Source organism: Propionicimonas sp. (genome assembly GCF_047606205.1).
Taxonomy (GTDB): Bacteria; Actinomycetota; Actinomycetes; order Propionibacteriales; family Propionibacteriaceae; genus Propionicimonas.
Map to the genome: position 1 here is coordinate 1 of NZ_JASGES010000156.1, position 21,032 is coordinate 21,032.

The window sequence follows — 21,032 nt, forward strand, 5'->3', positions numbered from 1 at the left end:
ACTTCGCCCTCGCGGGCCGGGTCGGCCCCGCCGCCGCAGGCTGCGGGGAACCCCGGCCCGAGCCCACCGTCCGCCACACCCCCGCCGCCGACGGCATCGACCTGCACCATCACGGCGACCACGACACCGCACCCGGCCTGGTCGACCTCGCGGTGAACGTCCAGCCGGGTCCGCCCGCCTGGCTCGCCGACGCCATCGGAAGAGGGTTCGACGACCTGGCCGCCTACCCGGACGCGACCGCGGCCCGGAGGGCGATCGCCGACTCCCACGGCGTCCCGCCGGAAATGGTGCTCCCGACGGCCGGCGGTGCAGAGGGATTCGCCCTGATCGCGCGGACGCTCACCGCTTCGCACCCGCTGGTGGTGCATCCCCAGTTCACCGAGCCGGAGGCCGCCCTGCGCGCCGCGGGTCACGCCGTCCAGCGGTGGCTGCTACCCGTCACCGCAGGGACGCCCGGTCCGTCCGCACCGCCGCTGACCGGGCTGCCCGGCTGGGCGGACGCCCTGTTCGTGGGCAACCCGACCAACCCCACCGGCTGGCTGCACCGCCGCGAGGAGTTGCTGGACGCCGGACGGGGCCGCCTGCTCGTGGTCGACGAGGCTTTCATGGACGCCACCGACGAGAGCCAGTCGCTGATCGCCCCGGCGATGCCGGATCGGCTGGTGCTGCGCTCGCTGTCCAAGACCTGGGGCCTGGCCGGGCTGCGGGTCGGCTACGTGGTCGGCGATCCCGCCCTGATCGCCCGGCTCGCGCAAGCGCAACCGGCCTGGCCGGTGTCCACCCCTGCGGCGGCGGCCATGGTGGCGACCAGTTCCGCCGATGCGCTCGCCGAGGCGTCCGCGCACTACCGGACGCTCGCCGGCCACCGTGAACACCTGGTCGCGGCCCTCGACGCGGCAGGCTTCCCGAGCGTTGCGGGCGTGGCGCCGTTCGTGCTCGTCGACACGTCCGCCTGCGGCGACGCCTCCGTGCGGCCGCCGCTGGCCAGGGCAGGCTTCGCCGTCCGCAGGGGCGAGTCGTTCCCCGGCCTCGGCCCGGCCTGGATCCGGGTGAAGGTCCCCGATCCAGACGTCGCCGACGCCTTCGTCGCGGCGCTCGGCTCGCTCCGTACCCGCTGAGAGCCGGGAGCGGTCGCGCCGCCGCGGCCCGACCAGGGCGGCGGCAGGTCAGGCGACAGCGCGTCCGCGGCGGGCACCTCCACTCAGCCCGAGGCCCGGTCCCAGAGCCGGACGGCGACTCCGTCCGGAGGGGAGAGCAGGACGGGCAGCACCCGGCCGGTGCGGCCGTCGAGGGGCCGAACCTGCTGCAGGACGACGCGGCACGCGCCGGCGCCCCGAAGGTCCTCGACCAGCCGGCGCACGCCGTGGTCGGTGTGGAGGCAGGGGTCGACGGTGATCCGCACTTCGTGCTCGACCCCGGCGGCGAGCACCAGCCGCAGCGACGCGAACGCCCGGTCCGCGCTCGCGGCCACGCCGGTCACCGCCGGATACTCCGCACGGAGACCCTTGATGTCGAGACCGACCCAGTCCAGCAGCGGCAGCAGCGTCTCGAGGCGCCGCGGATACGCGCCGGCCGTGTGCAGGCCGGCGCCGAAGCCGAGGTCCCGCACCTCCCGCACGGCATCGGGCAGGCCGTCCTGCCGGGTCGGTTCGCCGCCGGAGAACACCACCCCGTCCAGGAGGCCCCGGCGCCGCGCCAGCAGGCCGAGGACGTCTTGCCAGGGCACCCGGCCAGGAGTGGAAGGGCTGAGCAGCTCGGGGTTGTGGCAGTAGCTGCAGCGCCACGGACAGCCCTGCAGGAACACCGTGGCGACGATCCGGCCGGGCCAGTCGCACGTCGACAGCCGGCTGAGGCCCGCGATCGCGGGCAGAGCCGGCAGCGCCGGGGCGGGGGGCACCGCGGTCGCGACGCTCACGCCGGTACCGGTTCCAGGCCGGCGCGCGCCTCGGCGAACGGGGTCCGCTCCGCGTACTCACCCTGCTTGCCGATGTTGAAGCTGGTGGTGGGCCGGTGATAGCCCATCACCCGCGTCCACACCTCGCACACCTGGTCCACCCCGGACGCCGCACACGTCGGGCAGGTGGGCTGCTCGCCTGCGAGATACCCGTGGGAAGGGCAGATCGAGAAGGTCGGGGTGATCGTGATGTACGGAAGACGGAAGTTCGTGAGCGAGCGACGGACCAGTTCGCGGCAGGCGGACGCGTCCGAGATCCGCTCGCTCATGTACAGGTGCAGGACGGTGCCGCCGGTGTACTTGCGCTGCAGCTCCTCCTGCCGCTCGAGTGCCTCGAAGGGGTCGTCGGTGAAGCCGACCGGCAGCTGGGAGGAGTTCGTGTAGTACGGGTGCTCCGCCGTCCCGGCCTGGAGGATGCCGGGGAACCGCTTGCGGTCCTCCTTCGCGAACCGGTAGGTCGTTCCCTCCGCAGGGGTGGCCTCCAGGTTGTACATGTGGCCGGTCGCCTCCTGGAACTCCACCATCCGGGCCCGGACGTGGTCGAGCAGGCGTACGGCGAGCGTGTGGCCGCGCGGGTCGGTGATGTCGTAGGCGTCGGCGGAGAAGTTGCGCACCAGTTCGTTCATGCCGTTCACGCCAATGGTGGAGAAGTGATTGCGCAGCGTCCCTAGGTAGCGCCGGGTGTAGGGGAAGAGGCCTTCGTCGATGTAGCGCTGGATCACCTTGCGCTTGATCTCCAGCGAGTCCCTGGCCAACCCCAGCAGCCGGTCGAGCGCCAGCACCAGACCGGGCTCGTCTCCGGCGTGCAGGAAGCCGAGCCGGGCCAGGTTGACCGTCACGACGCCCAGTGAGCCGGTCTGCTCCGCCGACCCGAACAGGCCGTTGCCGCGCTTGAGCAGTTCCCGCAGGTCCAGCTGGAGGCGGCAGCACATCGACCGCACCATGTTCGGCGTGAGTTCCGAGTTCACGAAGTTCTGGAAGTACGGCAGGCCGTACTTCGCCGTCATCTCGAACAGCAGCTCGGCGTTCGGGCTGTCCCAGTCGAAGTCCGGCGTGATGTTGTAGGTCGGGATCGGGAAGGTGAACACGCGTCCGGACGCGTCGCCGGCGGTCATCACCTCGATGTAGGCCCGGTTGATCATGTCCATCTCGGCCTGGAGTTCTCCGTAGCTGAAGGCCATCTCCTCCCCGCCGATGTAGGGGATGTCGTCGCGCAGGTCCTCGGGGCAGACCCAGTCGAAGGTGAGGTTCGTGAACGGCGTCTGGGTGCCCCAGCGGGACGGCACGTTGAGGTTGTAGATCAACTCCTGGACGGCCTGCTTCACCTCGCCGTAGCTCAGCGAGTCCTTGCGCACGTAGGGGGCGAGGTAGGTGTCGAACGAGCTGAACGCCTGGGCGCCGGCCCACTCGTTCTGCAGGCAGCCGAGGAAGTTCACCATCTGCCCGACCGCGGAACTCAGGTGCCGGGGCGCGGTCGCGTCCACCTTGCCGGGGATCCCGTTCAACCCCTCCCGGAGCAGCGTCTTCAGCGACCAGCCCGCGCAGTAGCCGCTGAGCATGTCGAGGTCGTGGATGTGGACGTCGCCGTCGCGGTGCGCCGCGCCGATCTCGGGGCTGTACACGTGCGAGAGCCAATAGTTCGCGGTGATCTTCCCCGACGTGTTCAGGATCAGCCCGCCGAGGCTGTAGCCCTGGTTGGCGTTGGCGTTGATCCGCCAGTCGGAGCGGTCCAGGTACTCGTTGATCGAGTTCGCCACGTCGACCATGGCGTGCCTGGTGTCGCGGAGCTTGTGGTGCTGCTCGCGATAGACGATGTAGGCACGGGCGGTGGCGGTGTAGCCGGAGTCGATCAGCAGGTGCTCGACGGCGTCCTGGATCTCCTCGACGTGCGGCGGGGTGCCGCGTCGGGAGAGGCGGACGCAGACCTGGCGGGCCAGCAGGTGGGCCTCTGCCCCGTCCAGCTCGCCGGTGGCGACGCCGGCCCGTTCGATCGCCGACCGGATCCGCCCGATGTCGAAGGACGCGGCGCTGCCGTCGCGCTTGGTGATGGTCTCGGGGGTGGTGATCTGCGACATCGAACGTGCTCCTGCTCTGGTCCCGTGGTGGTGCGCACCGAGCCGGCGAGGAGGGGATGTGGTTCGCGGGTGCGACAGACCCGCTGGCCAGCAGCCCTCCCACGAGGCTGCACGTACCGGCGCCCCGCGGCGCGGGACGGCAGGGCAGGTCTTCGGACTCGTGGGCGGGCCCGGCATCACGCCGGGTCTGGCCTAGTGGCCGTCGCTTCCCAGGATCACTCCCAGTGCATCTGACGGCGGTCGTTCCCACTTACCGCTGCGGGGCAGCTCCGGATTCGCACCGGATTCCCTCTTGCGACGACCCGCCTGGCTGAACGGGCCGAACCACTGCGAACAGCACTATATACGCACAACTACACCGTTGTAACTACCCAGATGTAGTGGTTTCGCGCGAGTGCGCCCGGAAGACACGGCCAGATCTGCCAACCCGCACCTCCTCGAGTCACGAATCAGGGCTCGACGGGCCGCGACACAACATCTAGTGGTCGTTGCGACCGCAATCCCCTAGAAGTAGGTTCTTGCACATCCAGAACTACACCGGTGTAAGCCGGCCGACCGGAAGGAGCCCCGATGACGATCACGGTCTACAGCAAGCCCTCCTGCGTGCAGTGCACGGCCACCTATCGCGCCCTCGACAAGGTCGGCCTCGACTACGAGGTGGTCGACCTGGCGACCGACGAGCGGGCCCTGGCCGACCTGCTCGCCCTGGGCCACCAGCAGGCGCCGGTCGTGTTCGCCGACGGCGAGTACTGGACGGGCTTCCGTCCCGACCGCATCCGGGCGCTCGCCACCCGGGCCGAGGTCGCCTGACCCGCCGCCCTGCGGACCGAGTGGGGGATGCGGACCGAGTGGGGGACGGTTCTCCTCTCGGTCCACCCTCCGCGGCACGGACCGAACTGGACCGAGTGGGGGACGGTTCTCCTCTCAGTCCACCCTCCGCGGCACGGACCGATCCGCCACCTCCGGCAGGATTCCGGACCGAGTGAGGAACCGTCCCCCACTCGGTCCATAGCGCTCAACAGCCCACCCGAAGGGAATGAGAATGGTCCAGGTGGTCTACTTCTCGTCGACCTCGGAGAACACCCACCGGTTCGTCGGCAAGCTCGGCTTCCCCGCGGAACGCATCCCGCTGCTCGCGGGCGAGCCACCACTGCAGGTGGACGAGCCCTACGTCCTCCTCGTCCCGACCTATGGCGGGGGAAACCTCGGCGGCGCGGTGCCCAGGCAGGTGATCCGGTTCCTCAACGACCCGGGTAACCGAGCCCACCAGCGGGGAGTGATCTCGGCAGGCAACACCAACTTCGGCGACGCGTACTGCATCGCCGGCGACATCGTGGCCGCCAAGTGCGGCGTGCCACACCTGTACCAGTTCGAACTCATGGGGACGCCCGACGACGTCGAGCGCGTCCGCGAAGGACTCATCCAGCTATGGCAACGACACTCCTCACCGACACCGGCGTAGAAGCACTCGCCCCGCAGGTCGACTACCACGCGCTCAACGCGCTGCTGAACCTGTACGACGAGAACGGCCACATCCAGTTCGAGGCCGACCGGCAGGCCGCGCACCAGTACTTCCTGCAGCACGTGAACCGGAACACGGTGTTCTTCCACTCGCTGAAGGAGAAGCTCGACTACCTCGTCGAGCAGGGCTACTACGAGCCCGAGGTGCTCGCCGGGTACGACTTCGAATTCATCAAAGCGCTGTTCAAGCGTGCGTACGCCGTGAAGTTCCGGTTCCCGACGTTCATGGGGGCGTTCAAGTACTACACGTCCTACACCCTGAAGACCTTCGACGGTTCCCGCTACCTGGAGCGCTTCGAGGATCGGGTCTGCATGGTCGCGCTCACCCTCGCCCGCGGCGACCGCGCGCTGGCCGAGAAAATCACCGACGAGGTGATGGCCGGACGCTTCCAGCCTGCCACGCCGACCTTCCTGAACGCGGGCAAGGCCTCCCGCGGCGAACTCGTCTCCTGCTTCCTGCTCCGGGTCGAGGACAACATGGAGTCGATCGCCCGGGCGATCAACTCCTCGCTGCAGCTGTCCAAGCGCGGCGGCGGAGTCGCCCTGTCGCTGACGAACATCCGCGAGGCCGGCGCTCCGATCAAGAAGATCCAGAACCAGTCGTCCGGCGTGATTCCGGTGATGAAGCTGCTGGAGGACTCCTTCTCCTACGCCAACCAGCTCGGTGCCCGCCAGGGTGCCGGGGCGGTGTACCTGAACGCCCACCACCCCGACATCCTCGCCTTCCTCGACACCAAGCGGGAGAACGCGGACGAGAAGATCCGGATCAAGACGCTGAGCCTCGGGGTGGTGATCCCCGACATCACCTTCCAGCTGGCTCGCGACAACGAGGACATGTACCTGTTCAGCCCGTACGACATCGAGCGGGTCTACGGGGTGCCGTTCACCGAGATCTCGGTCACCGAGCGGTACCGCGAGATGGTCGACGACCGCCGGATCACCAAGCGCAAGATCAACGCGCGCAAGTTCTTCCAGACCCTCGCCGAGATCCAGTTCGAGTCGGGTTACCCCTACATCGTCTTCGAGGACACGGTGAACCGGGCGAACCCGATCGAGGGGCGGATCACGATGAGCAACCTGTGCTCGGAGATCCTGCAGGTGTCGACGGCGTCCAGCTACAACGAGGACCTCTCCTACGCGAGCGTCGGCAAGGACATCTCCTGCAACCTCGGCTCGCTGAACATCGCCCACGCGATGGACTCCGACGACTTCGGCCGCACCGTCGACGTCGCCGTCCGGGCGCTGACGGCGGTCTCCGACTCCTCGAACATCGCCTGCGCGCCGAGCATCGAGCACGGCAACGCCCTGTCCCACGCGATCGGGCTCGGCCAGATGAACCTGCACGGCTACCTCGCCAGGGAGTCCATCCACTACGGGTCGGAAGAGGGCCTCGACTTCACCAACATGTACTTCTACACGGTGACCTTCCACGCGGTCGCCGCGTCCTGCCGGATCGCCAGGGAGCGCGGCCAGCGGTTCGCCGGGTTCGAGAAGTCGAAGTACGCCAGCGGGGAGTACTTCACCACCTACATCGAGGGCGACTGGACCCCGCGGACGGCCAAAGTGGCCGGCCTGTTCGAGTCCGCGGGCATCCACCTGCCCACGCCGGAGGACTGGCGGGCGCTGGCAGCGGAGGTGGCCGAGCACGGGATGTACAACCAGAATCTTCAGGCCGTCCCGCCGACCGGGTCGATCAGCTACATCAACCACTCGACGTCGTCGATCCACCCGATCGTGGCGAAGATCGAGATCCGCAAGGAGGGCAAGATCGGGCGGGTCTACTACCCGGCTCCGTTCATGACCAACGACAACCTCGAGTACTACGCGGACGCGTACGAGATCGGCCCGGAGAAGATCATCGACACCTACGCCGAAGCCACCAAGCATGTCGACCAGGGCCTGTCGCTGACCCTGTTCTTTCCCGACAACGTGACCACCCGCGATCTGAACAGGGCCCAGATCTATGCCTGGCGCAAGGGGATCAAGACGCTCTACTACATCCGGCTGCGGCAGCTCGCCCTGGCCGGCACAGAGGTCGACGGCTGCGTCAGCTGCATGCTGTGAGCCCGGCACGACGGGACCGGCTCCTCTCGTGCCTGTGGACCGGGTGAGGAACCGTCCCCAACTCGGTCCACCCCCGCCTGTGGACCGGGTCAGGAACCGTCCCCAACTCGGTCCACCCCGCCTCTGGACCGGGTCAGGAACCGTCCCCAACTCGGTCCACCCCCGCCTCTGGACCGAGTGAGGAACCGTCCCCTACTCGGTTCACCCCCATCCGTGGACCGAGTAGGGAACCGTCCCCGGTTCGGTCCGCACCGCTGAATGAAGGAAGAAGCCATGACCCAGAAACTGACCCTGCTGCGCGGCGTCCAGGCGATCAACTGGAACCGCATCGAGGACGACAAGGACCTGGAGGTGTGGGACCGGCTCACCGGCAACTTCTGGCTGCCGGAGAAGGTGCCGATCTCCAACGACATCCCGAGTTGGCGGACGCTGAAACCGCACGAGCAGCTGATGACCACCCGGGTGTTCACCGGCCTGACCATGCTGGACACGATCCAGGGCACGGTGGGCGCGGTCTCGCTGATCCCGGACGCACGCACCCCGCACGAGGAGGCGGTCTACACCAACATCGCGTTCATGGAGTCGGTGCACGCCAAGTCCTACTCGTCCATCTTCTCGACGCTGATCTCCACCGCCGAGATCGACGACGCGTTCCGCTGGAGCGAGGAGAACGAGCACCTGCAGCGCAAGGCGCAGATCGTCCTCGACTTCTACTACGGCGACGACCCGGAGAAGCGCAAGGTCGCCTCGACCATGCTGGAGTCGTTCCTGTTCTACTCCGGCTTCTACGCCCCGATGTACTGGTCGAGCCACGCCAAGCTCACCAACACCGCCGACCTGATCCGGCTGATCATCCGGGACGAGGCCGTCCACGGCTACTACATCGGCTACAAGTTCCAGCAGGCGCTGAAGGAGGCCGACGCCGCGCGCCGCGACGAACTGAAGGACTACACGTTCGACCTGCTCTACGAGTTGTACGACAACGAGGAGTCCTACACCGAGGACCTCTACGACCCGCTCGGGCTGACCGAGGACGTCAAGATGTTCCTGCGCTACAACGCGAACAAGGCCCTGATGAACCTCGGCTACGAAGCCCTGTTCCCGAAGGCGGCCACCGCGGTGTCGCCGGCGATCCTGGCCGCGCTCTCCCCCAACGCCGACGAGAACCACGACTTCTTCTCCGGCTCGGGCTCCTCCTACGTGATGGGCAAGGCGGTCAACACCGAGGACGAGGACTGGGCGTTCTGAGCCCGGGCGTCCGAGCGGTCTGACACGGCTACGTAGGAATGCTGATCAGGTGTAGTGTCGCCCCTGCAAGGCAGTCGCGAGGAAGCCGGTGCGAATCCGGCGCGGTGGCGCCACTGTGAGCTTGGGGAGCACTCGCCCGAGCGAGCCAGATACTCCGCTGCTCTGCACAGATCCGCTACGTGGGGACGTACCATCCCCGAAGGAGACGCCATGAGCACCGCTTCCGTTCCGATCACAGGGGTGTCGACGCACACCCTCACGCAGGCTGGGCGTGCCGCCCTGCTCAGCGCCACCGTGCTGGTGGCCCTGGCCCTGTACTACTTCATCGGCGTCGACGAAGGCATGACCTCCGTGTTCGGCAACACTCTGGTGATCCATGAGTGGGTGCACGACGCGCGTCACTTCCTCGGCTTCCCCTGCCACTGACGCCCCGCTGACATGGAGAACCGCGTCATCGGACGCGGAGCCCTCGCCGGCCTGATCGCCGGCGTGCTTGGCTTCGCCTTTGCCTACATCAATGTCGAGCCCTACATCCAGAAGGCGATCGACTACGAAGGCGGCCGTGGAGAGATCCTCGACGCCATCCACGAGGCCCTCGGGCTGCCCAGCGAGGCGGAGGGACCCGAGATCTTCGATCGCACGTTCCAGTCCATCGTGGGGCTCGCCACCGGCATCACCGGCGTCGCGATCGCGCTCAGCCTCCTGGTGGCGGTCGCGTTCCTGCTCCTGCACGGACGGGTCAACGTACGCCCGCGCGTGCTGGTCTGGTCGATCTGCGCCTTCGGGTTCCTCGGTATCTTCCTGCTGCCGTTCGCCAAGTACCCGTCGAACCCGCCCGCCATCGGGCACGACTTCACCATCGAGACCCGGGGGGCGCTCTACCTGGGCATGGTGGCGATCTCGCTGATCCTGCTCACCGGCGCGGTCTTCCTCGCCCGCTATCTGTCCCGGCGAATGAGCTGGGTGCGTGCGGTGGTGATCACAGGGATCGCCTTCCTGGTCGTGTTCGTGATCGTCTGCGCGCTCCTCCCGGCCCTGGGCGACCTGCCCGCCAATGTCGCCAAGGCCGACGAGTTCGGGTTCGCCCGGGCCGCGACCGAGACTGCCCAGCCGATCACCAACATCCTCAGCGAGCCGCTCACCGTGGACGGGATCACCTATGCCCCCGGCCAGATCATCTACCAGGGCTTCGACGCCGACCTGCTGTGGGCGTTCCGCTGGTACTCGATCCTCAACCAGGTCATCATCTGGCTGACCATCGCCCTCGTCTTCGGTGGTCTCGCCGAGAAGCTGCTGCTCACGCCGCAGGCCGCGGCGGCACCCCGGGTGAGCGAAGAGATCTCCGCCTGAACGGGTCCGCCCGCCCATCGGCCCCACGCCGTGGGCGGGCGGTTCCACTGGACCGACGACGCGAGCCCCACCTCACCGATCCGGCGCCATCCCGGGGAGTTGCCACGCCCCGGCTGGCGCCGGCAAGAAAGGACCATCACCATGAGGACACTCCCCCGTTGGGGTGTCGCGCTGGCCTGCGCCGCCCTCCTGCTCGGCGGCTGCACCTCCGGCAGCCACGACATGTCCGGTATGTCTGGCACGGCCCCCGCGAATCCGTCCGCGACGTCGTCCGGAATGGCCGGGATGAGCATGACCGAGTACCCGATCGGGCAGCCGCAACGGTTCGAGATCGCTGCGGTGTCGGCGGCGTACTCCAAGCCCGCCGACATGGAGCCGGCCGGAATGGGCCTCTCCGCCGCGAACGCCGACGTCCACCTCGAGGCCAACGTCACGGCCCTGCAGGGCAACAAGGTCGGCTTCACCGCCGGCTCGTGGATCCCCTACCTGACCATCGACTACCAGATCACCGCACCGAACGGGAAGGTCACCAAGGGCAGCTTCATGCCCATGACCAGTGCGCACGGCCAGCACTACGGCGCCAACGTGAAACTGGGCGATGCCGGTACCTACAAGCTCCAGTACACCGTGCACAGCCCCACCGACAACGGCCTGATGGTGCACGTCGACCCGACCAACGGCGTCACGGGCTCGTTCTGGGACGCCCCGCTGGTGGCGAGTTGGGACTTCGACTACCTGCCCCGCGACTGGTGACCGCACCGGCGCACTGACCCCCCAACCGGCATGCTGTCCCTCTTCGTCGAAGCGATCATCGCCGCCGTTCCGCCCGCCCTGGCGTGGCTGGGACTGTTCGCCGGACGGCGCCGACTCGACTCGGGCCGACCGGGCGGCTTCCTGCTCGCCACGACCGCCGGGGTCGCTGCGGCGGCCGCGATCGCATCGCTGGAACTGACCACCGACTGGATCAGCAGAGAGGTCCTGGCCCTGTGGCTGCTGCCTCTCCTGGTGCTGCTCGCCGGGGCCGGCGTCGTGTGGACCTGGTGGCCCCGCACGTCCGATGGACGCGGTCCGGCGTGGGGACGGGCGAGCCTGGCCGTGCTGGCTGCGCTGGTGTGCGTAGTCGGCCTGCCTGACCTGTTCTCCCTCGCCGCGGCGGTCGTGCCCTACGGCGCGTCCCCCTTCACCACGGACGCGCTGGGCAACCTCGGCGGATCCGTCCTGGGCAGCGCCGTCGTCGCCGTCACCGGCTGGGCGCTGTACCGCGGCGCGACCGGCGCCCCGGCCCGGGCCGTGCGGCTGGCCACCTGCCTCGTCCTGCTGTTCGTCGGCCTCGACCACCTGGTCACGCTGACCCGCACCCTGGTCGTGCGCGGACTGGTCGACCCCTCGCCGTGGCTGTTCGGCGTCGTCGTGGTCGCGGTGAACAACCAGTGGATGCTCACCGCGGGGATCGCGATCGCCTGCCTCATCCCGGTCGGTTCGGCGCTGGTGGCCCCGCGAGCGTCACGGACGGTCCCGGCCAATCCGGCCCAGGCCAGGCTCCACCGGGCATCCGTCCTGACCCGGCGCCGGTTCCTGGGCCTGTCCAGCCTCGGGGTCGGCGTCGTGGTCGCCGCCCTCACCCTCGGCCGGTCGGTCGCGGACGCCGAGCCGACCCTGTCCGCACCCGAGGCGCTCGCCGGAGACGAGGAGTCGGTCTGGGTGGAGATCGCGGCCATCGACGACGGGCACCTGCACCGCTTCGCCTATCCCGCGCAGGACGGCACCGAGGTCCGCTTCATCGCGATCCGCAAGAGCACCGCGTCCTACGTGGCTGCGCTCGACGCCTGCGCCATCTGCGGCCCGGCCGGCTACTACGAGCAGGACGGCCGGGTGATCTGCAAGATGTGCGGCGTCGCGATGAACATCGCCACCATCGGCTTCGCGGGCGGGTGCAACCCGATCCCGATCGACTACACGGTGGGCGACGGCCGGCTCAGCGTCGCGCGCACGGTCCTCGATGCCAACGCCCAGGTCTTCGAGTAGGCGGCCCCATGTTCTTCTCGATGGTCACCAGAGCGCTGCTGCGGCAGCCGGGCCGGCGCGCGCTGGTCGCACTCACGGTCGCCCTGGGCGTGTGCCTGTCCACCGCGCTGCTCGCGGTGATGCTCGACGTCGGCGATCGGGTGAACGCGGAACTGAAGACGTACGGGGCGAACATCGTGCTGCGACCCCAGGCGGCCGCCGTGGTCGGCGACCTGTACGGCGAGCTCGGCACGACGACGGCCGGCGGAGTCCTGAAGGAGAGCGACCTGCCGAAGATCAAGACCATCTTCTGGGCCTACAACATCCTCGACTTCGCCCCCTTCCTCTCCGCCGGCGTCTCCGTGCGCGGTGACGGCGCCGCGGAGCCCACGACCGCGCAGGCCGTCGGCACCTGGTTCGACAAGCGCCTCGAGCTGCCCACCGGCGAGACCGCTGCCGCCGGCGTGCGCGACCTGCGCTCGTGGTGGGACGTCCAGGGCACCTGGCCCGAGGACAGCGACGGCTCCGCCGTGATGGTCGGCAGCACGCTCGCCGCAGAACAAGGGCTGGCCGTCGGAGGAGACCTCGAGCTCACCGACGGTGGAACCACCCTCCGGCTCACCGTCGCGGGGATCTTCGACGCGGGCAGCGCGGAGGACTCGGAGATCTTCCTGCCGCTGGCCACCCTGCAGAAGCTCACCGGCCGCGACGGCCAGGTGGGGTGGGTCGAGGTCTCGGCGCTCACCACGCCCGACAACGACCTGGCCCGCCGCGCCGCGCAGGATCCGGACTCGCTGTCGGCGCGGGACCGCGAGACCTGGTACTGCACGGCCTACGTGTCCTCGATCTCCTACCAGTTGGAGGAGGTCGTCGGCGGGTCCGTCGCCAGGCCGGTGCGGCAGGTCGCGGAGTCCGAAGGCGTCGTGCTGGAGAAGACCCAGCTGCTGATGCTGCTGATCACGGCCATGAGCCTGCTGGCCGCCGCGCTGGGCATTGCCAACCTGGTCACCGTGTCGGTGATGGAACGCGCGCCCGAGATCGGGCTGCTCAAGGCGATCGGAGCCAGCAATCGGGCCGTGGTGGCTCTCATCCTCACCGAGACCCTCGTCGTCGGCCTCATCGGCGGCGCGCTCGGTTACCTCGCCGGCCTGGGGCTGGCGCAGGTGATCGGGCGCGCAGCCTTCGGGGTCGGCATCGGTTTCGCGCCCGCACTGGTCGCCGTGATGGGGATCTTCGTGCTCGCCGTGATCCTGCTCGGGTCGCTGCCTGCGATTCGGCTGATCCTGTCGCTGCGGCCCGCGGAGGTGCTGCATGGCCGCTGACCACCGCACCGCAGCGCGCCGCAGGCTCTACCTGACCATGCTGCTGCGCTCGGTCGCGCGTCGCCGCTCGAGAGTCCTGGTGGCGGCTCTGGCCATTGCCATCGGGGCGACCACGCTCACCGGTCTGGCGACCATCCTGATCGACATCCCCGCCCAGCTGGGCCGCGAACTGCGGTCCTACGGCGCCAACCTGGTGGTCACACCCTCCGGCGACAGCGCGATCAGCGCGTCCGACCAGGCCACCATCGACGGCCTGGTCGGTACCGAGGGACTTCTCGGACGCGCCGCCTACCGCTACGAAACCGTCCGGATCAACGAGCAGCCCTGGACGGCCGCCGGCACCGATCTCGCCGGCGTACCGACGGTGCGCCCCTACTGGGCGGTCACCGGCGCCTGGCCGGGGCCTGGCGAGGTACTGATCGGGCGCGACGTCGCCACGACCACGGGCCTGGGGGTCGCCAGCACGGCATTGCTCGCCGTCGCGGATGCCGACGGCGACGACCAGGTCACCCCGGTCCGGATCAGCGGCGTCCTCGACACCGGGGATGCAGAGGACGGCTTCGTGGTGATGTCGGCCGACGACCTCCAGGCCGTCACGGGCACAGCCCGGGGAGCCGACCTGGTCGAATACAGCCTCACCCTCGACGCCGACGCCCTCGCAGCAGTCGCGAGCCGGGTCGAGGAGGCCGGGCTCGGCGTCGACGCGGCGCCGGTGAAGCGGCTGGCCCGCTCCGAGACCACCGTGCTGAGCACCCTCAACTCACTGCTCGGCTGGGTGGTGGCGATCGTGCTGGTGCTGGTGATGATCACGGTGGCCACGACGATGATGGCCGTGGTCACCGAGCGCCGCACCGAGATCGGGCTGAAGAAGGCCCTCGGCGCCGACGAGCGCTCGATCGCCGCCGACTTCCTCGGTGAGGGCCTGCTCCTCGGCGCCGCCGGCGGCCTGCTCGGGGGCGTCGCCGGCCTCGGCTTCGCCGAACTGGTCAGCCTGCAGGTCTTCGGCCGCAGCATCGGCGCCGCCTGGTGGCTGGTGGCCGCGGCGGTCTGCGCGTCGGTGCTGGTCGCGGGAGTCGCCTGTCTGGTGCCGGTCCGGCGCGCGATGCGGGTCGAGCCGGCGGTCGTCCTGAGAGGGGAATAGGAAGCATGGCACTGCTGCAGTTGTCCGGAGTCACCAAGAGCTACGGTGACCTCCACGCCCTGTACGACGTCACCCTGAACGTCCAGGCCGGCGAGTGGGTGTCGGTGGTCGGCCCGTCCGGGTCCGGCAAGTCGACCATGATGAACATCATCGGGTGCCTGGACAGCCCCACGGCCGGTTCGGTCGTGCTGGATGGAACAGACCTCGCCACGATGAGCGCGTCCCGGCTCACCGCGGTGCGCCGGCAGACGATCGGGCTGATCTTCCAGAAGTTCCACCTCGTCAGCCACCTCACCGCGGTGGAGAACGTGATGGTCGCCCAGTACTACCATTCGGTGCCCGAGCGGGCCGAGGCCCTGGTCGCGCTCGAGCGGGTGGGGCTGAGGGACCGCGCGCACCACCTGCCCAGCCAGCTCTCCGGCGGCGAGCAGCAGCGGGTGTGCATCGCCCGCGCACTGATCAACTACCCCCAGCTGGTCCTCGCCGACGAGCCGACCGGCAACCTGGACGAGGCCAACGAGCAGCTCGTGCTGGACTTCTTCCGACAGTTGCACGCCGACGGCACCACGCTGGTCGTGGTCACCCACGACCCGGTCGTGGCCGGTCTGGCCGACCGCCAGATCGTGCTCGACCACGGACGCCTCGTCCGCGAGATCGACAATGCGGCGGCACGGCGATGAGGGGACGGTGCACGGCGGCGACCCTCCTCGCCGGAGGGCTGGTGCTCACCGGGTGCTCCACGGCGCTCGACCTCGACGTCCGCGACGGCGGCTATGCCGACGGCACCTTCACCGGCCGCAGCCAGGCCGACGACGACGGCGGCTACGGCGAGATCAGCCTGACGATCCGGAACGACGACATCACGGCAGCGACCTTCACCCTCCACCTCGAGGACGGCTCGGTGAAGGACGCCGAGTACGGCAAGACCAACGGCAAGGTCGTCGACAGCTCGACCTACCGGCGCGCACAGGCGGGGATCGCGGCGGCGCCGTCCTACGCCGCCGACCTGGTCGAGACCGACGACCCGGCCGACGTCGACGCCGTCACGGGCGCATCGCTGTCCTACTCGCAGTTCCAGGAGGCGGTCGAGGATGCCCTCCGCCAGGCTCGCCGCTGACCCGGGACTCCGCCGGATCATTCCGGCGATGGGAACGCTCGCCATCCTCAGGTTGTGGGGCCCCGATGCCCACGATGCGCTCGCCGAGACGGACGCGCGGCTGCACAGGCTGGAGTCGCTGTGGTCGCGTTTCCGCCCCGACTCGGACGTCTCACGCCTCAACCGGGCCTCCGGGAGCTGGACGGAGGTGGCGCCGGAGACCGCCCTGCTGCTCGAGCGTGCGGCCGCCCTGCAGGAGGAGACCGCCGGCGCCTTCGACGTCACTCTCGGCACCGGTCTCGGGCGTCCCGTGGCCGTCCGGGGCGGGAAAGCCAGGCTTCCGGCCGGGGCGGCGCTGGACCTCGGCGGGATCGGGAAGGGCGCGGCCGTCCAGGACCTGCTGGACGGGCTGCGCCGGCGGCACGTCGAGGCCGCCCTGGTCAGTCTGGGACGCTCCTCGATCGGTCTCCTCGGCACGCCCCCGGGCCGCGACCACTGGCGGGTGGGGCTCGGACCCACGGGACCGTCGCGGGCGGGCGCGGCGCTCCTCCTCGGCGAGGGCCACCTGTCCACCTCCGGTGCGGGACGGGCCTCCCGCACGATCGAGCCGGTGCGCGGCGAGCCGGCCGCCAGCGATGTGCGCACCGCGACCGTGCTCTGCGCCGACGGGGCGCGCGCGGAGGCGCTGTCCACCGCTCTTGTCGTTCTGGGCACGACCGCGAGGCTGACGTCCCGGGTGGCGGGCTTCGAGGCCGTCCTGACCGACCACGACGGGGTGCGCACCTGCACGCCCGGCATCCGAACCGGCCTCCGCCGCAGCACAGGAGACACCTGATGAGACTCGCCCTGACCGTGCCCGACCCGACCCTGGAGGTCAGATCCCTCGTCTTCGGCGACGCGGCGGCGCTCCGCGAACCCCCCCGGATCCCCGCACGCCGGTTGCTGCCCGCCCGGTTCAGCGCCCCGGAGCTGTCCTGCCTGGCGACAGCGGCAGGACTCGCCACCGCCGGTGCGCCCGTGGTCGTTCCGGGCCTCGCCGGGCCCGACTTCGGCACCTGGACCGGCCGGTCGTTCGACGAGGTTCTCCGATCCGACCCGGCAGCGGCGATGGCGTGGTTGCAGGAGCCGGACGCCGCCCCGCACGGCGGGGAGTCGCTGGCCCGGCACCTGGCCCGTGTGGGAGCAGCGCTGGACGGCGGGGAGTGGCCGGAGAGCGGCGCCGAGGTGGTCGCGTCCGCGTTTACCGTCCGCGCGGCCTGCGTGCACGTCCTCGCGGCGGGACCGGCCGCCCTGTTCCACCTCGACGTCGGTCCGGGCACGTCGGCGGCGATCAGTCGCCACGCCGGCAGCTGGCGCCTGGCTTCGCTGGTCCCCGCCCGAGCCTGAGCCTGGATCGGGGTCGCGTAGCGTGAGCGCCGTGAATCGTGAGCTGCTGCTGATCGGGATCGGGGCGGGCGACCCCGACTGGGTCACGCTGGAGGCCGTCCGGGCGATCCAGTCCCTCGACATCCTGTTCGTCGTGGTGAAGGAGGACGACCTGGTCGACCTGGTCCAGGCCCGTCGCGTCGTGGTGGAGCGCCATCGCCAGGACCCGCTGCGGACCGTCGAGCTCCACGACCCCCCGCGGCCGTGGCGGAGCGCCCCCGACTACGACGCGGCCGTCTCCCGGTGGCGTGCGCAGCGGCTCGAGCAGTGGAGCGCCGCCGTGGCCGCGGAGCTCGCTGAGGGCCAGGTGGGCGGCTTCTTGGTCTGGGGGGACCCCAGCCTGTACGAGAGCACGCTGGCGATCGTGGACGAGCTGGTCGCGGCGAACGCCGCCGCAGGCCGTCCGATCGGTGTGCGGGTCGTGCCGGGGATCAGCAGTGTCCTCGCCCTCGCCGCGCGGCACCGGATCCCGCTGAACCGGCAGGGTCGCGCTGTGCAGGTCAGCCCCGCCCGGCTGTTGCGCCAGGGCGTCCCCGATGAGGTCGACGACGTCGTCGTGATGCTGGACGGGCAGCAGACCTTCGCCCGGATCGATCCCGCCGGACTCGACATCTACTGGGGCGCCTACCTCGGTACCCGCGACGAGATCCTCCTCTCCGGTGACCTGGCCTCGGTACGCGAGGAGATCCTCCGGCTCCGTGCGGAGGCCGCGCTGCGCAAGGGCTGGATGTTCGACACCTACCTGTTGCGGCGTCGCTGAGGCCGCCATCCCGTTGACCGGCCAGGGACCCGCGGCCGGCCCGGCTTCGATAGCCTTGGTGTCGCGCCGCCTCCGGTGGGCGCTCGAGGCACCGGGGATCGGATCCCGGCTCGAGCAGGGAAACGTGGTGGAATTCCACACTGTGCCGCAACTGTGATGCGCCCTTCCGTGGCGACAAGTCAGACCGCCTGCTGTCTTCGACAACCCTCGAGCAAGGAGCCCCGGCCATGAGCCGATACCCGGCCAGCCCGGATGAGTGCCGCCCTTGCCTGACGTCGCGAAGGAGCGATCATGTCGGCGCTGGCCACACTGCCCACCCCGAACTGCATCTACGTCGGTCTCCCGGTCGTCCCCCTCAACGCTCCCGCGGACGCGCCGATGGCCGTCGTCAGCTGGGTGAGCCAGGTGGCTGCGCTGACTGAGCCGGACGAAATCCGGTGGTGGCTCGACGACCGACCGGCCTCCTTGCCCATCGAGTCCCTCGTGGAAGCGTCCGCGCCGCTCCCCCTCACCTGTTCGATCGATCCCACGGCGGCGGGCGACCAGGGGAGTTGGCGCGATCCGGCCCTGATGCGCCGCAGCATCGCCGAGGACTTCTCCGGCTGCATGCGCGGCCGGACGATGTGGATCGTCCCGCTCTCCCTCGGTCCGGTGGGCGGATGGCTGAGCCGGCTGTGTGTCGAGGTCACCGACTCGATCGAGGTTGCCCGTCGACTCTCCGCCACCACGTGGGCGGGCGCTCGAGCGCTACGTGCCATCGCCACGACCGCGCGCTGGCTCCCCGTCGTCCGGTCCGCGTCGCCGTTCGCCGCGGGACGTCACCGGACAGCGCCCGGATATGTGGCCCAGTTTCCCGACTCGGGTGAGCTCTGGGCGCGCGGCGACGGCGGGTTGGCCGTTGACCTCTCCCCCGTCCTTGGCGGGGACGAAGGGTGGCTGGACACCAGCCTGACCCTGCTCAGGCTGACGTCCACAGACGGCCGCAGCCGCCACGTCGCCGCGGCGATCGCACCCGACGGCCTCCTGCTCCCGCGGTCCCTCGGCAGCTGGAAGGTGTCCGCGGTGGGCTCGGGCAGAACCTGGTTGCGAGCGGGGGCGGACGGCCGGCTCCGGGCGACCGAGCCCCTGCGCGGCGCCAACACCGACTGGGGCCGGGACGGCGTCGCCGTCGACGCGATTCTCCTCGACGGCGGCGCCGGCCAGCAGGCCTTGGCGATCGAAGCCTTCGACTGGGAGCACGCCGTCCTCCTTGCGGTCGCGGGCGCCGCGAGTGGCGGGCGGGCAGCAACGCGCGGCAGCCTCGCGGACCGCTGGGCGCGCTGGCTTCGCGCGGGAACGAGCCCGGGCGCGAGGGCACCTCGCGTCTTCGTCGTTGGCGGCCCTGCCAGGGCCGCCGGCGCCCTCACCTGGTTGCTGCGCCGACTCGCCGGCGAGGCCGGGGCCGTGCCCGCCGTCGGTGGGCTGCTTCCCGAGGACGCCGACCTCCGGGGGGACCTCGAACGCTGGACCGCGATCGCCGACGACATCGGAGACGCGCTCGGAGCGCTGGGTGTCTGCGCTCCGGACGTTCTCGAGCAGCAGCTCTGGAGCCTGCGGGAACGAATTGTCCAGGCTCGTCTGCGACACCGTGCCGGGCCCCCGGCCGCGCCGCGGCCGAGTTCCGACTCCCAGGACAGGAAGGACGCATCGTGACCCAGGACGACTCGCACGACGCCGCTCCGTACGTAGCCGCCAGGGACGCCAGGCTGGCGGAGAAGTCTGATGCCGTGTGCCGGATGGGGGCGATGATGCTGACCGCCGGCACCGGCTCCTACCGGGTCAAGGCCGCGATGGGACGGGTGGCCCAGGCTCTCGGCATCGAGGAACTCGAGGCGCAGGTGAGCCTCAACGAGATCGTCGCGACCACCCGGGCCCGGGGTTCCTTCCGCACCCAGGTGGTGGAGGTGCCGGTGCCGGTGGTGAACGCAGACCGGATCGCCGCGCTGCTGCGGGTCTCGCTGCGCGCGGCGCCCGGGCTGACCGCCGCCGAGTTGCAGGGCCAACTCGACCAGCTCGAGACGAAGGCCCAGCACTACTCCGGATGGGCGGTCGTGGCCGGCGCGGCGGCGGCGTGTGCGGCTTTCGCGTTCCTGAACAACGGACGTTGGCAGGAGTGCCTGGCAGCGGCGGTCGCGGCCGGCTGCGGAAAGGGTGTCCAGCTGCTGCTGCGCCGCTTCCGGCTCAACCAGCTGGCGATGGTCGCGCTCGCGTCGGTGACGGCCTGCCTGGTCTACATGCTCTCCGCCGACGTCCTGCACTGGGTGCAGCCGCTGGCGGCGCAGCCGCTCCACGAGGCGGCGTTCACCTCCGCCATCCTGTTCCTGGTGCCAGGCTTCCCGCTGCTCACCGCCGCGCTCGACCTGGCCCGGTTCGACTTCACGTCCGGGATGTCCCGGCTGTTGTACGCGACGATGATCACGCTCGCCGCGGCTCTGGGCGCGTGGCTCGTGGCCTGGGCGTTCGGGCTGAGCCCCGGCGAGATCGAGCCCCTCGACCTCGCACCCTGGCTGCTGCTGTTGCTGCGCGTGGTGGCCAGCTTCGCCGGCGTGTTCGGCTTCGCGATCACCTTCAACACCCCGATCCGCGCGTCGCTCGCGACATCGGTGATCGGCGCGGTCGCGAACCTGGCCCGGCTCTCGGCCGTGGACGCCGGCTGGAATCCGCTGTTGGGCGCGACCGCCGCCACCACCCTGATCGGTCTCCTGGCAGGCTGGGCGTCCCAGCGGCTGCCCGCGCCCCGGATCATCCTGTCCGTGCCGGCTGTGCTGATCATGATTCCTGGCGCGAGTACCTACCGGGCGCTGGTGGCGATGATCAACCGCGACCCGCTCAATGCGCTCACCAATGCCTCCACCGCGCTGGGGATCGTGGTCGCGCTCGCGGCAGGTCTGACGATCGCGCGGATGCTCACCGACCCGGCCTGGATCCAGGCCAACCCGAGCTGGACGCACATGCCCCGCACCCGGGCCCAGCAGGTGCTGCGCGGTCAGGCCACCCCGCCGCCGGAGGATCGGAACGCGTGACGTTCCGCGT

Annotated in this window: 20 protein-coding genes and 2 riboswitches; of the genes, 18 read left to right on the plus strand and 2 right to left on the minus strand. The window is 70.1% G+C overall.

The window, feature by feature from the left end; genetic code table 11:
* The coding region (cobC, locus tag QM633_RS09725; RefSeq protein WP_415153557.1) for an Rv2231c family pyridoxal phosphate-dependent protein CobC at positions 1-1,118 on the plus strand (1,118 nt) is incomplete at its 5' end.
* A gap of 83 nt (positions 1,119-1,201) precedes the next feature.
* Here the strand turns inward: cobC and QM633_RS09730 are convergent.
* Positions 1,202-1,915: an anaerobic ribonucleoside-triphosphate reductase activating protein gene (locus QM633_RS09730; protein WP_415153558.1), complete on the minus strand. Its 714-nt coding sequence runs from the start codon at positions 1,913-1,915 to the stop codon at positions 1,202-1,204.
* Entirely contained in the window at positions 1,912-4,029 is a 2,118-nt protein-coding gene (locus QM633_RS09735) for a ribonucleoside triphosphate reductase (RefSeq protein WP_415153559.1), read from the minus strand. The genes QM633_RS09730 and QM633_RS09735 overlap by 4 nt, the downstream gene beginning before the upstream one ends.
* Before the next feature lie 125 nt (positions 4,030-4,154).
* Positions 4,155-4,373: riboswitch (cobalamin riboswitch) on the minus strand.
* Between the two features lie 226 nt (positions 4,374-4,599).
* Here QM633_RS09735 and nrdH point away from each other — a divergent pair.
* The 17 genes from nrdH to QM633_RS09820 all read left to right on the plus strand — a co-directional run bounded on the left by nrdH (position 4,600) and on the right by QM633_RS09820 (position 21,022).
* Positions 4,600-4,839: a glutaredoxin-like protein NrdH gene (gene nrdH / locus QM633_RS09740; RefSeq protein ID WP_415153560.1), complete on the plus strand. Its 240-nt coding sequence runs from the start codon at positions 4,600-4,602 to the stop codon at positions 4,837-4,839.
* Between the two features lie 232 nt (positions 4,840-5,071).
* Positions 5,072-5,491 (plus strand): class Ib ribonucleoside-diphosphate reductase assembly flavoprotein NrdI, encoded by a 420-nt coding sequence (gene nrdI, locus QM633_RS09745; RefSeq protein ID WP_415153561.1) that lies wholly within the window; start codon positions 5,072-5,074, stop codon positions 5,489-5,491.
* A complete protein-coding gene (gene nrdE, locus QM633_RS09750) occupies positions 5,458-7,614 on the plus strand; it encodes a class 1b ribonucleoside-diphosphate reductase subunit alpha (protein ID WP_415153562.1) in 2,157 nt (718 codons plus the stop codon). Before nrdI ends, nrdE begins: the two co-directional genes overlap by 34 nt.
* 273 nt (positions 7,615-7,887) lie before the next feature.
* Positions 7,888-8,862: a class 1b ribonucleoside-diphosphate reductase subunit beta gene (nrdF, locus tag QM633_RS09755; protein WP_415153563.1), complete on the plus strand. Its 975-nt coding sequence runs from the start codon at positions 7,888-7,890 to the stop codon at positions 8,860-8,862.
* Positions 8,863-8,898: 36 nt separating this feature from the next.
* Positions 8,899-9,038, plus strand: a riboswitch (cobalamin riboswitch).
* 34 nt (positions 9,039-9,072) lie between these two features.
* The gene (locus tag QM633_RS09760; RefSeq protein ID WP_415153564.1) at positions 9,073-9,288 is read left to right on the plus strand and encodes a CbtB domain-containing protein; all 216 of its coding nucleotides are present in this window, start codon (positions 9,073-9,075) and stop codon (positions 9,286-9,288) included.
* Positions 9,289-9,300: 12 nt separating this feature from the next.
* A complete protein-coding gene (locus tag QM633_RS09765) occupies positions 9,301-10,212 on the plus strand; it encodes a CbtA family protein (protein ID WP_415153565.1) in 912 nt (303 codons plus the stop codon).
* A gap of 141 nt (positions 10,213-10,353) precedes the next feature.
* Positions 10,354-10,965, plus strand: a complete 612-nt coding sequence (locus tag QM633_RS09770) for an iron transporter (protein WP_415153566.1) — start codon at positions 10,354-10,356, stop codon at positions 10,963-10,965.
* Between the two features lie 30 nt (positions 10,966-10,995).
* Positions 10,996-12,237 (plus strand): Fe-S-containing protein, encoded by a 1,242-nt coding sequence (locus QM633_RS09775; protein ID WP_415153567.1) that lies wholly within the window; start codon positions 10,996-10,998, stop codon positions 12,235-12,237.
* An 8-nt stretch (positions 12,238-12,245) separates the two neighbouring features.
* On the plus strand, positions 12,246-13,538 hold the full coding sequence (locus QM633_RS09780; protein ID WP_415153568.1) for an ABC transporter permease: 1,293 nt from the start codon (positions 12,246-12,248) through the stop codon (positions 13,536-13,538).
* Positions 13,528-14,679, plus strand: coding sequence for an ABC transporter permease (locus QM633_RS09785; RefSeq protein ID WP_415153569.1), 1,152 nt, complete (start codon positions 13,528-13,530; stop codon positions 14,677-14,679). Before QM633_RS09780 ends, QM633_RS09785 begins: the two co-directional genes overlap by 11 nt.
* Positions 14,680-14,684: 5 nt before the next feature.
* Entirely contained in the window at positions 14,685-15,359 is a 675-nt protein-coding gene (locus QM633_RS09790) for an ABC transporter ATP-binding protein (RefSeq protein WP_415153570.1), read from the plus strand.
* Complete coding sequence (locus tag QM633_RS09795) at positions 15,356-15,796, plus strand: FMN-binding protein (protein ID WP_415153571.1); 441 nt, start codon at positions 15,356-15,358, stop codon at positions 15,794-15,796. The genes QM633_RS09790 and QM633_RS09795 overlap by 4 nt, the downstream gene beginning before the upstream one ends.
* A 28-nt stretch (positions 15,797-15,824) precedes the next feature.
* Positions 15,825-16,610, plus strand: a complete 786-nt coding sequence (locus QM633_RS09800; RefSeq protein ID WP_415153572.1) for an FAD:protein FMN transferase — start codon at positions 15,825-15,827, stop codon at positions 16,608-16,610.
* Positions 16,610-17,161, plus strand: coding sequence for a histidine phosphatase family protein (locus QM633_RS09805; RefSeq protein ID WP_415153573.1), 552 nt, complete (start codon positions 16,610-16,612; stop codon positions 17,159-17,161). The genes QM633_RS09800 and QM633_RS09805 overlap by 1 nt, the downstream gene beginning before the upstream one ends.
* Positions 17,162-17,192: 31 nt before the next feature.
* On the plus strand, positions 17,193-17,960 hold the full coding sequence (gene cobF, locus QM633_RS09810; protein WP_415153574.1) for a precorrin-6A synthase (deacetylating): 768 nt from the start codon (positions 17,193-17,195) through the stop codon (positions 17,958-17,960).
* Between the two features lie 291 nt (positions 17,961-18,251).
* Positions 18,252-19,652: a hypothetical protein gene (locus QM633_RS09815; RefSeq protein ID WP_415153575.1), complete on the plus strand. Its 1,401-nt coding sequence runs from the start codon at positions 18,252-18,254 to the stop codon at positions 19,650-19,652.
* Positions 19,649-21,022 carry a threonine/serine ThrE exporter family protein gene (locus tag QM633_RS09820; protein ID WP_415153576.1) on the plus strand — a complete coding sequence of 458 codons (1,374 nt, stop codon included), beginning with the start codon at positions 19,649-19,651 and terminating at the stop codon, positions 21,020-21,022. Before QM633_RS09815 ends, QM633_RS09820 begins: the two co-directional genes overlap by 4 nt.
* Positions 21,023-21,032: the final 10 nt, after the last annotated feature.

Excerpts from the sequence above, each read along its gene's own strand:
- QM633_RS09735 (WP_415153559.1), bottom strand. The coding sequence starts at position 4,029 with ATGTCGCAGATCACCACCCCCGAGACCATCACCAAGCGCGACGGCAGC.
- nrdH (WP_415153560.1), top strand. The coding sequence starts at position 4,600 with ATGACGATCACGGTCTACAGCAAGCCCTCCTGCGTGCAGTGCACGGCC.
- nrdI (WP_415153561.1), top strand. The coding sequence starts at position 5,072 with ATGGTCCAGGTGGTCTACTTCTCGTCGACCTCGGAGAACACCCACCGG.
- nrdE (WP_415153562.1), top strand. The coding sequence starts at position 5,458 with ATGGCAACGACACTCCTCACCGACACCGGCGTAGAAGCACTCGCCCCG.
- nrdF (WP_415153563.1), top strand. The coding sequence starts at position 7,888 with ATGACCCAGAAACTGACCCTGCTGCGCGGCGTCCAGGCGATCAACTGG.
- QM633_RS09760 (WP_415153564.1), top strand. The coding sequence starts at position 9,073 with ATGAGCACCGCTTCCGTTCCGATCACAGGGGTGTCGACGCACACCCTC.
- QM633_RS09765 (WP_415153565.1), top strand. The coding sequence starts at position 9,301 with ATGGAGAACCGCGTCATCGGACGCGGAGCCCTCGCCGGCCTGATCGCC.
- QM633_RS09770 (WP_415153566.1), top strand. The coding sequence starts at position 10,354 with ATGAGGACACTCCCCCGTTGGGGTGTCGCGCTGGCCTGCGCCGCCCTC.
- QM633_RS09775 (WP_415153567.1), top strand. The coding sequence starts at position 10,996 with ATGCTGTCCCTCTTCGTCGAAGCGATCATCGCCGCCGTTCCGCCCGCC.
- QM633_RS09780 (WP_415153568.1), top strand. The coding sequence starts at position 12,246 with ATGTTCTTCTCGATGGTCACCAGAGCGCTGCTGCGGCAGCCGGGCCGG.
- QM633_RS09785 (WP_415153569.1), top strand. The coding sequence starts at position 13,528 with ATGGCCGCTGACCACCGCACCGCAGCGCGCCGCAGGCTCTACCTGACC.
- QM633_RS09790 (WP_415153570.1), top strand. The coding sequence starts at position 14,685 with ATGGCACTGCTGCAGTTGTCCGGAGTCACCAAGAGCTACGGTGACCTC.
- QM633_RS09795 (WP_415153571.1), top strand. The coding sequence starts at position 15,356 with ATGAGGGGACGGTGCACGGCGGCGACCCTCCTCGCCGGAGGGCTGGTG.
- QM633_RS09800 (WP_415153572.1), top strand. The coding sequence starts at position 15,825 with ATGGGAACGCTCGCCATCCTCAGGTTGTGGGGCCCCGATGCCCACGAT.
- QM633_RS09805 (WP_415153573.1), top strand. The coding sequence starts at position 16,610 with ATGAGACTCGCCCTGACCGTGCCCGACCCGACCCTGGAGGTCAGATCC.
- QM633_RS09815 (WP_415153575.1), top strand. The coding sequence starts at position 18,252 with ATGTCGGCGCTGGCCACACTGCCCACCCCGAACTGCATCTACGTCGGT.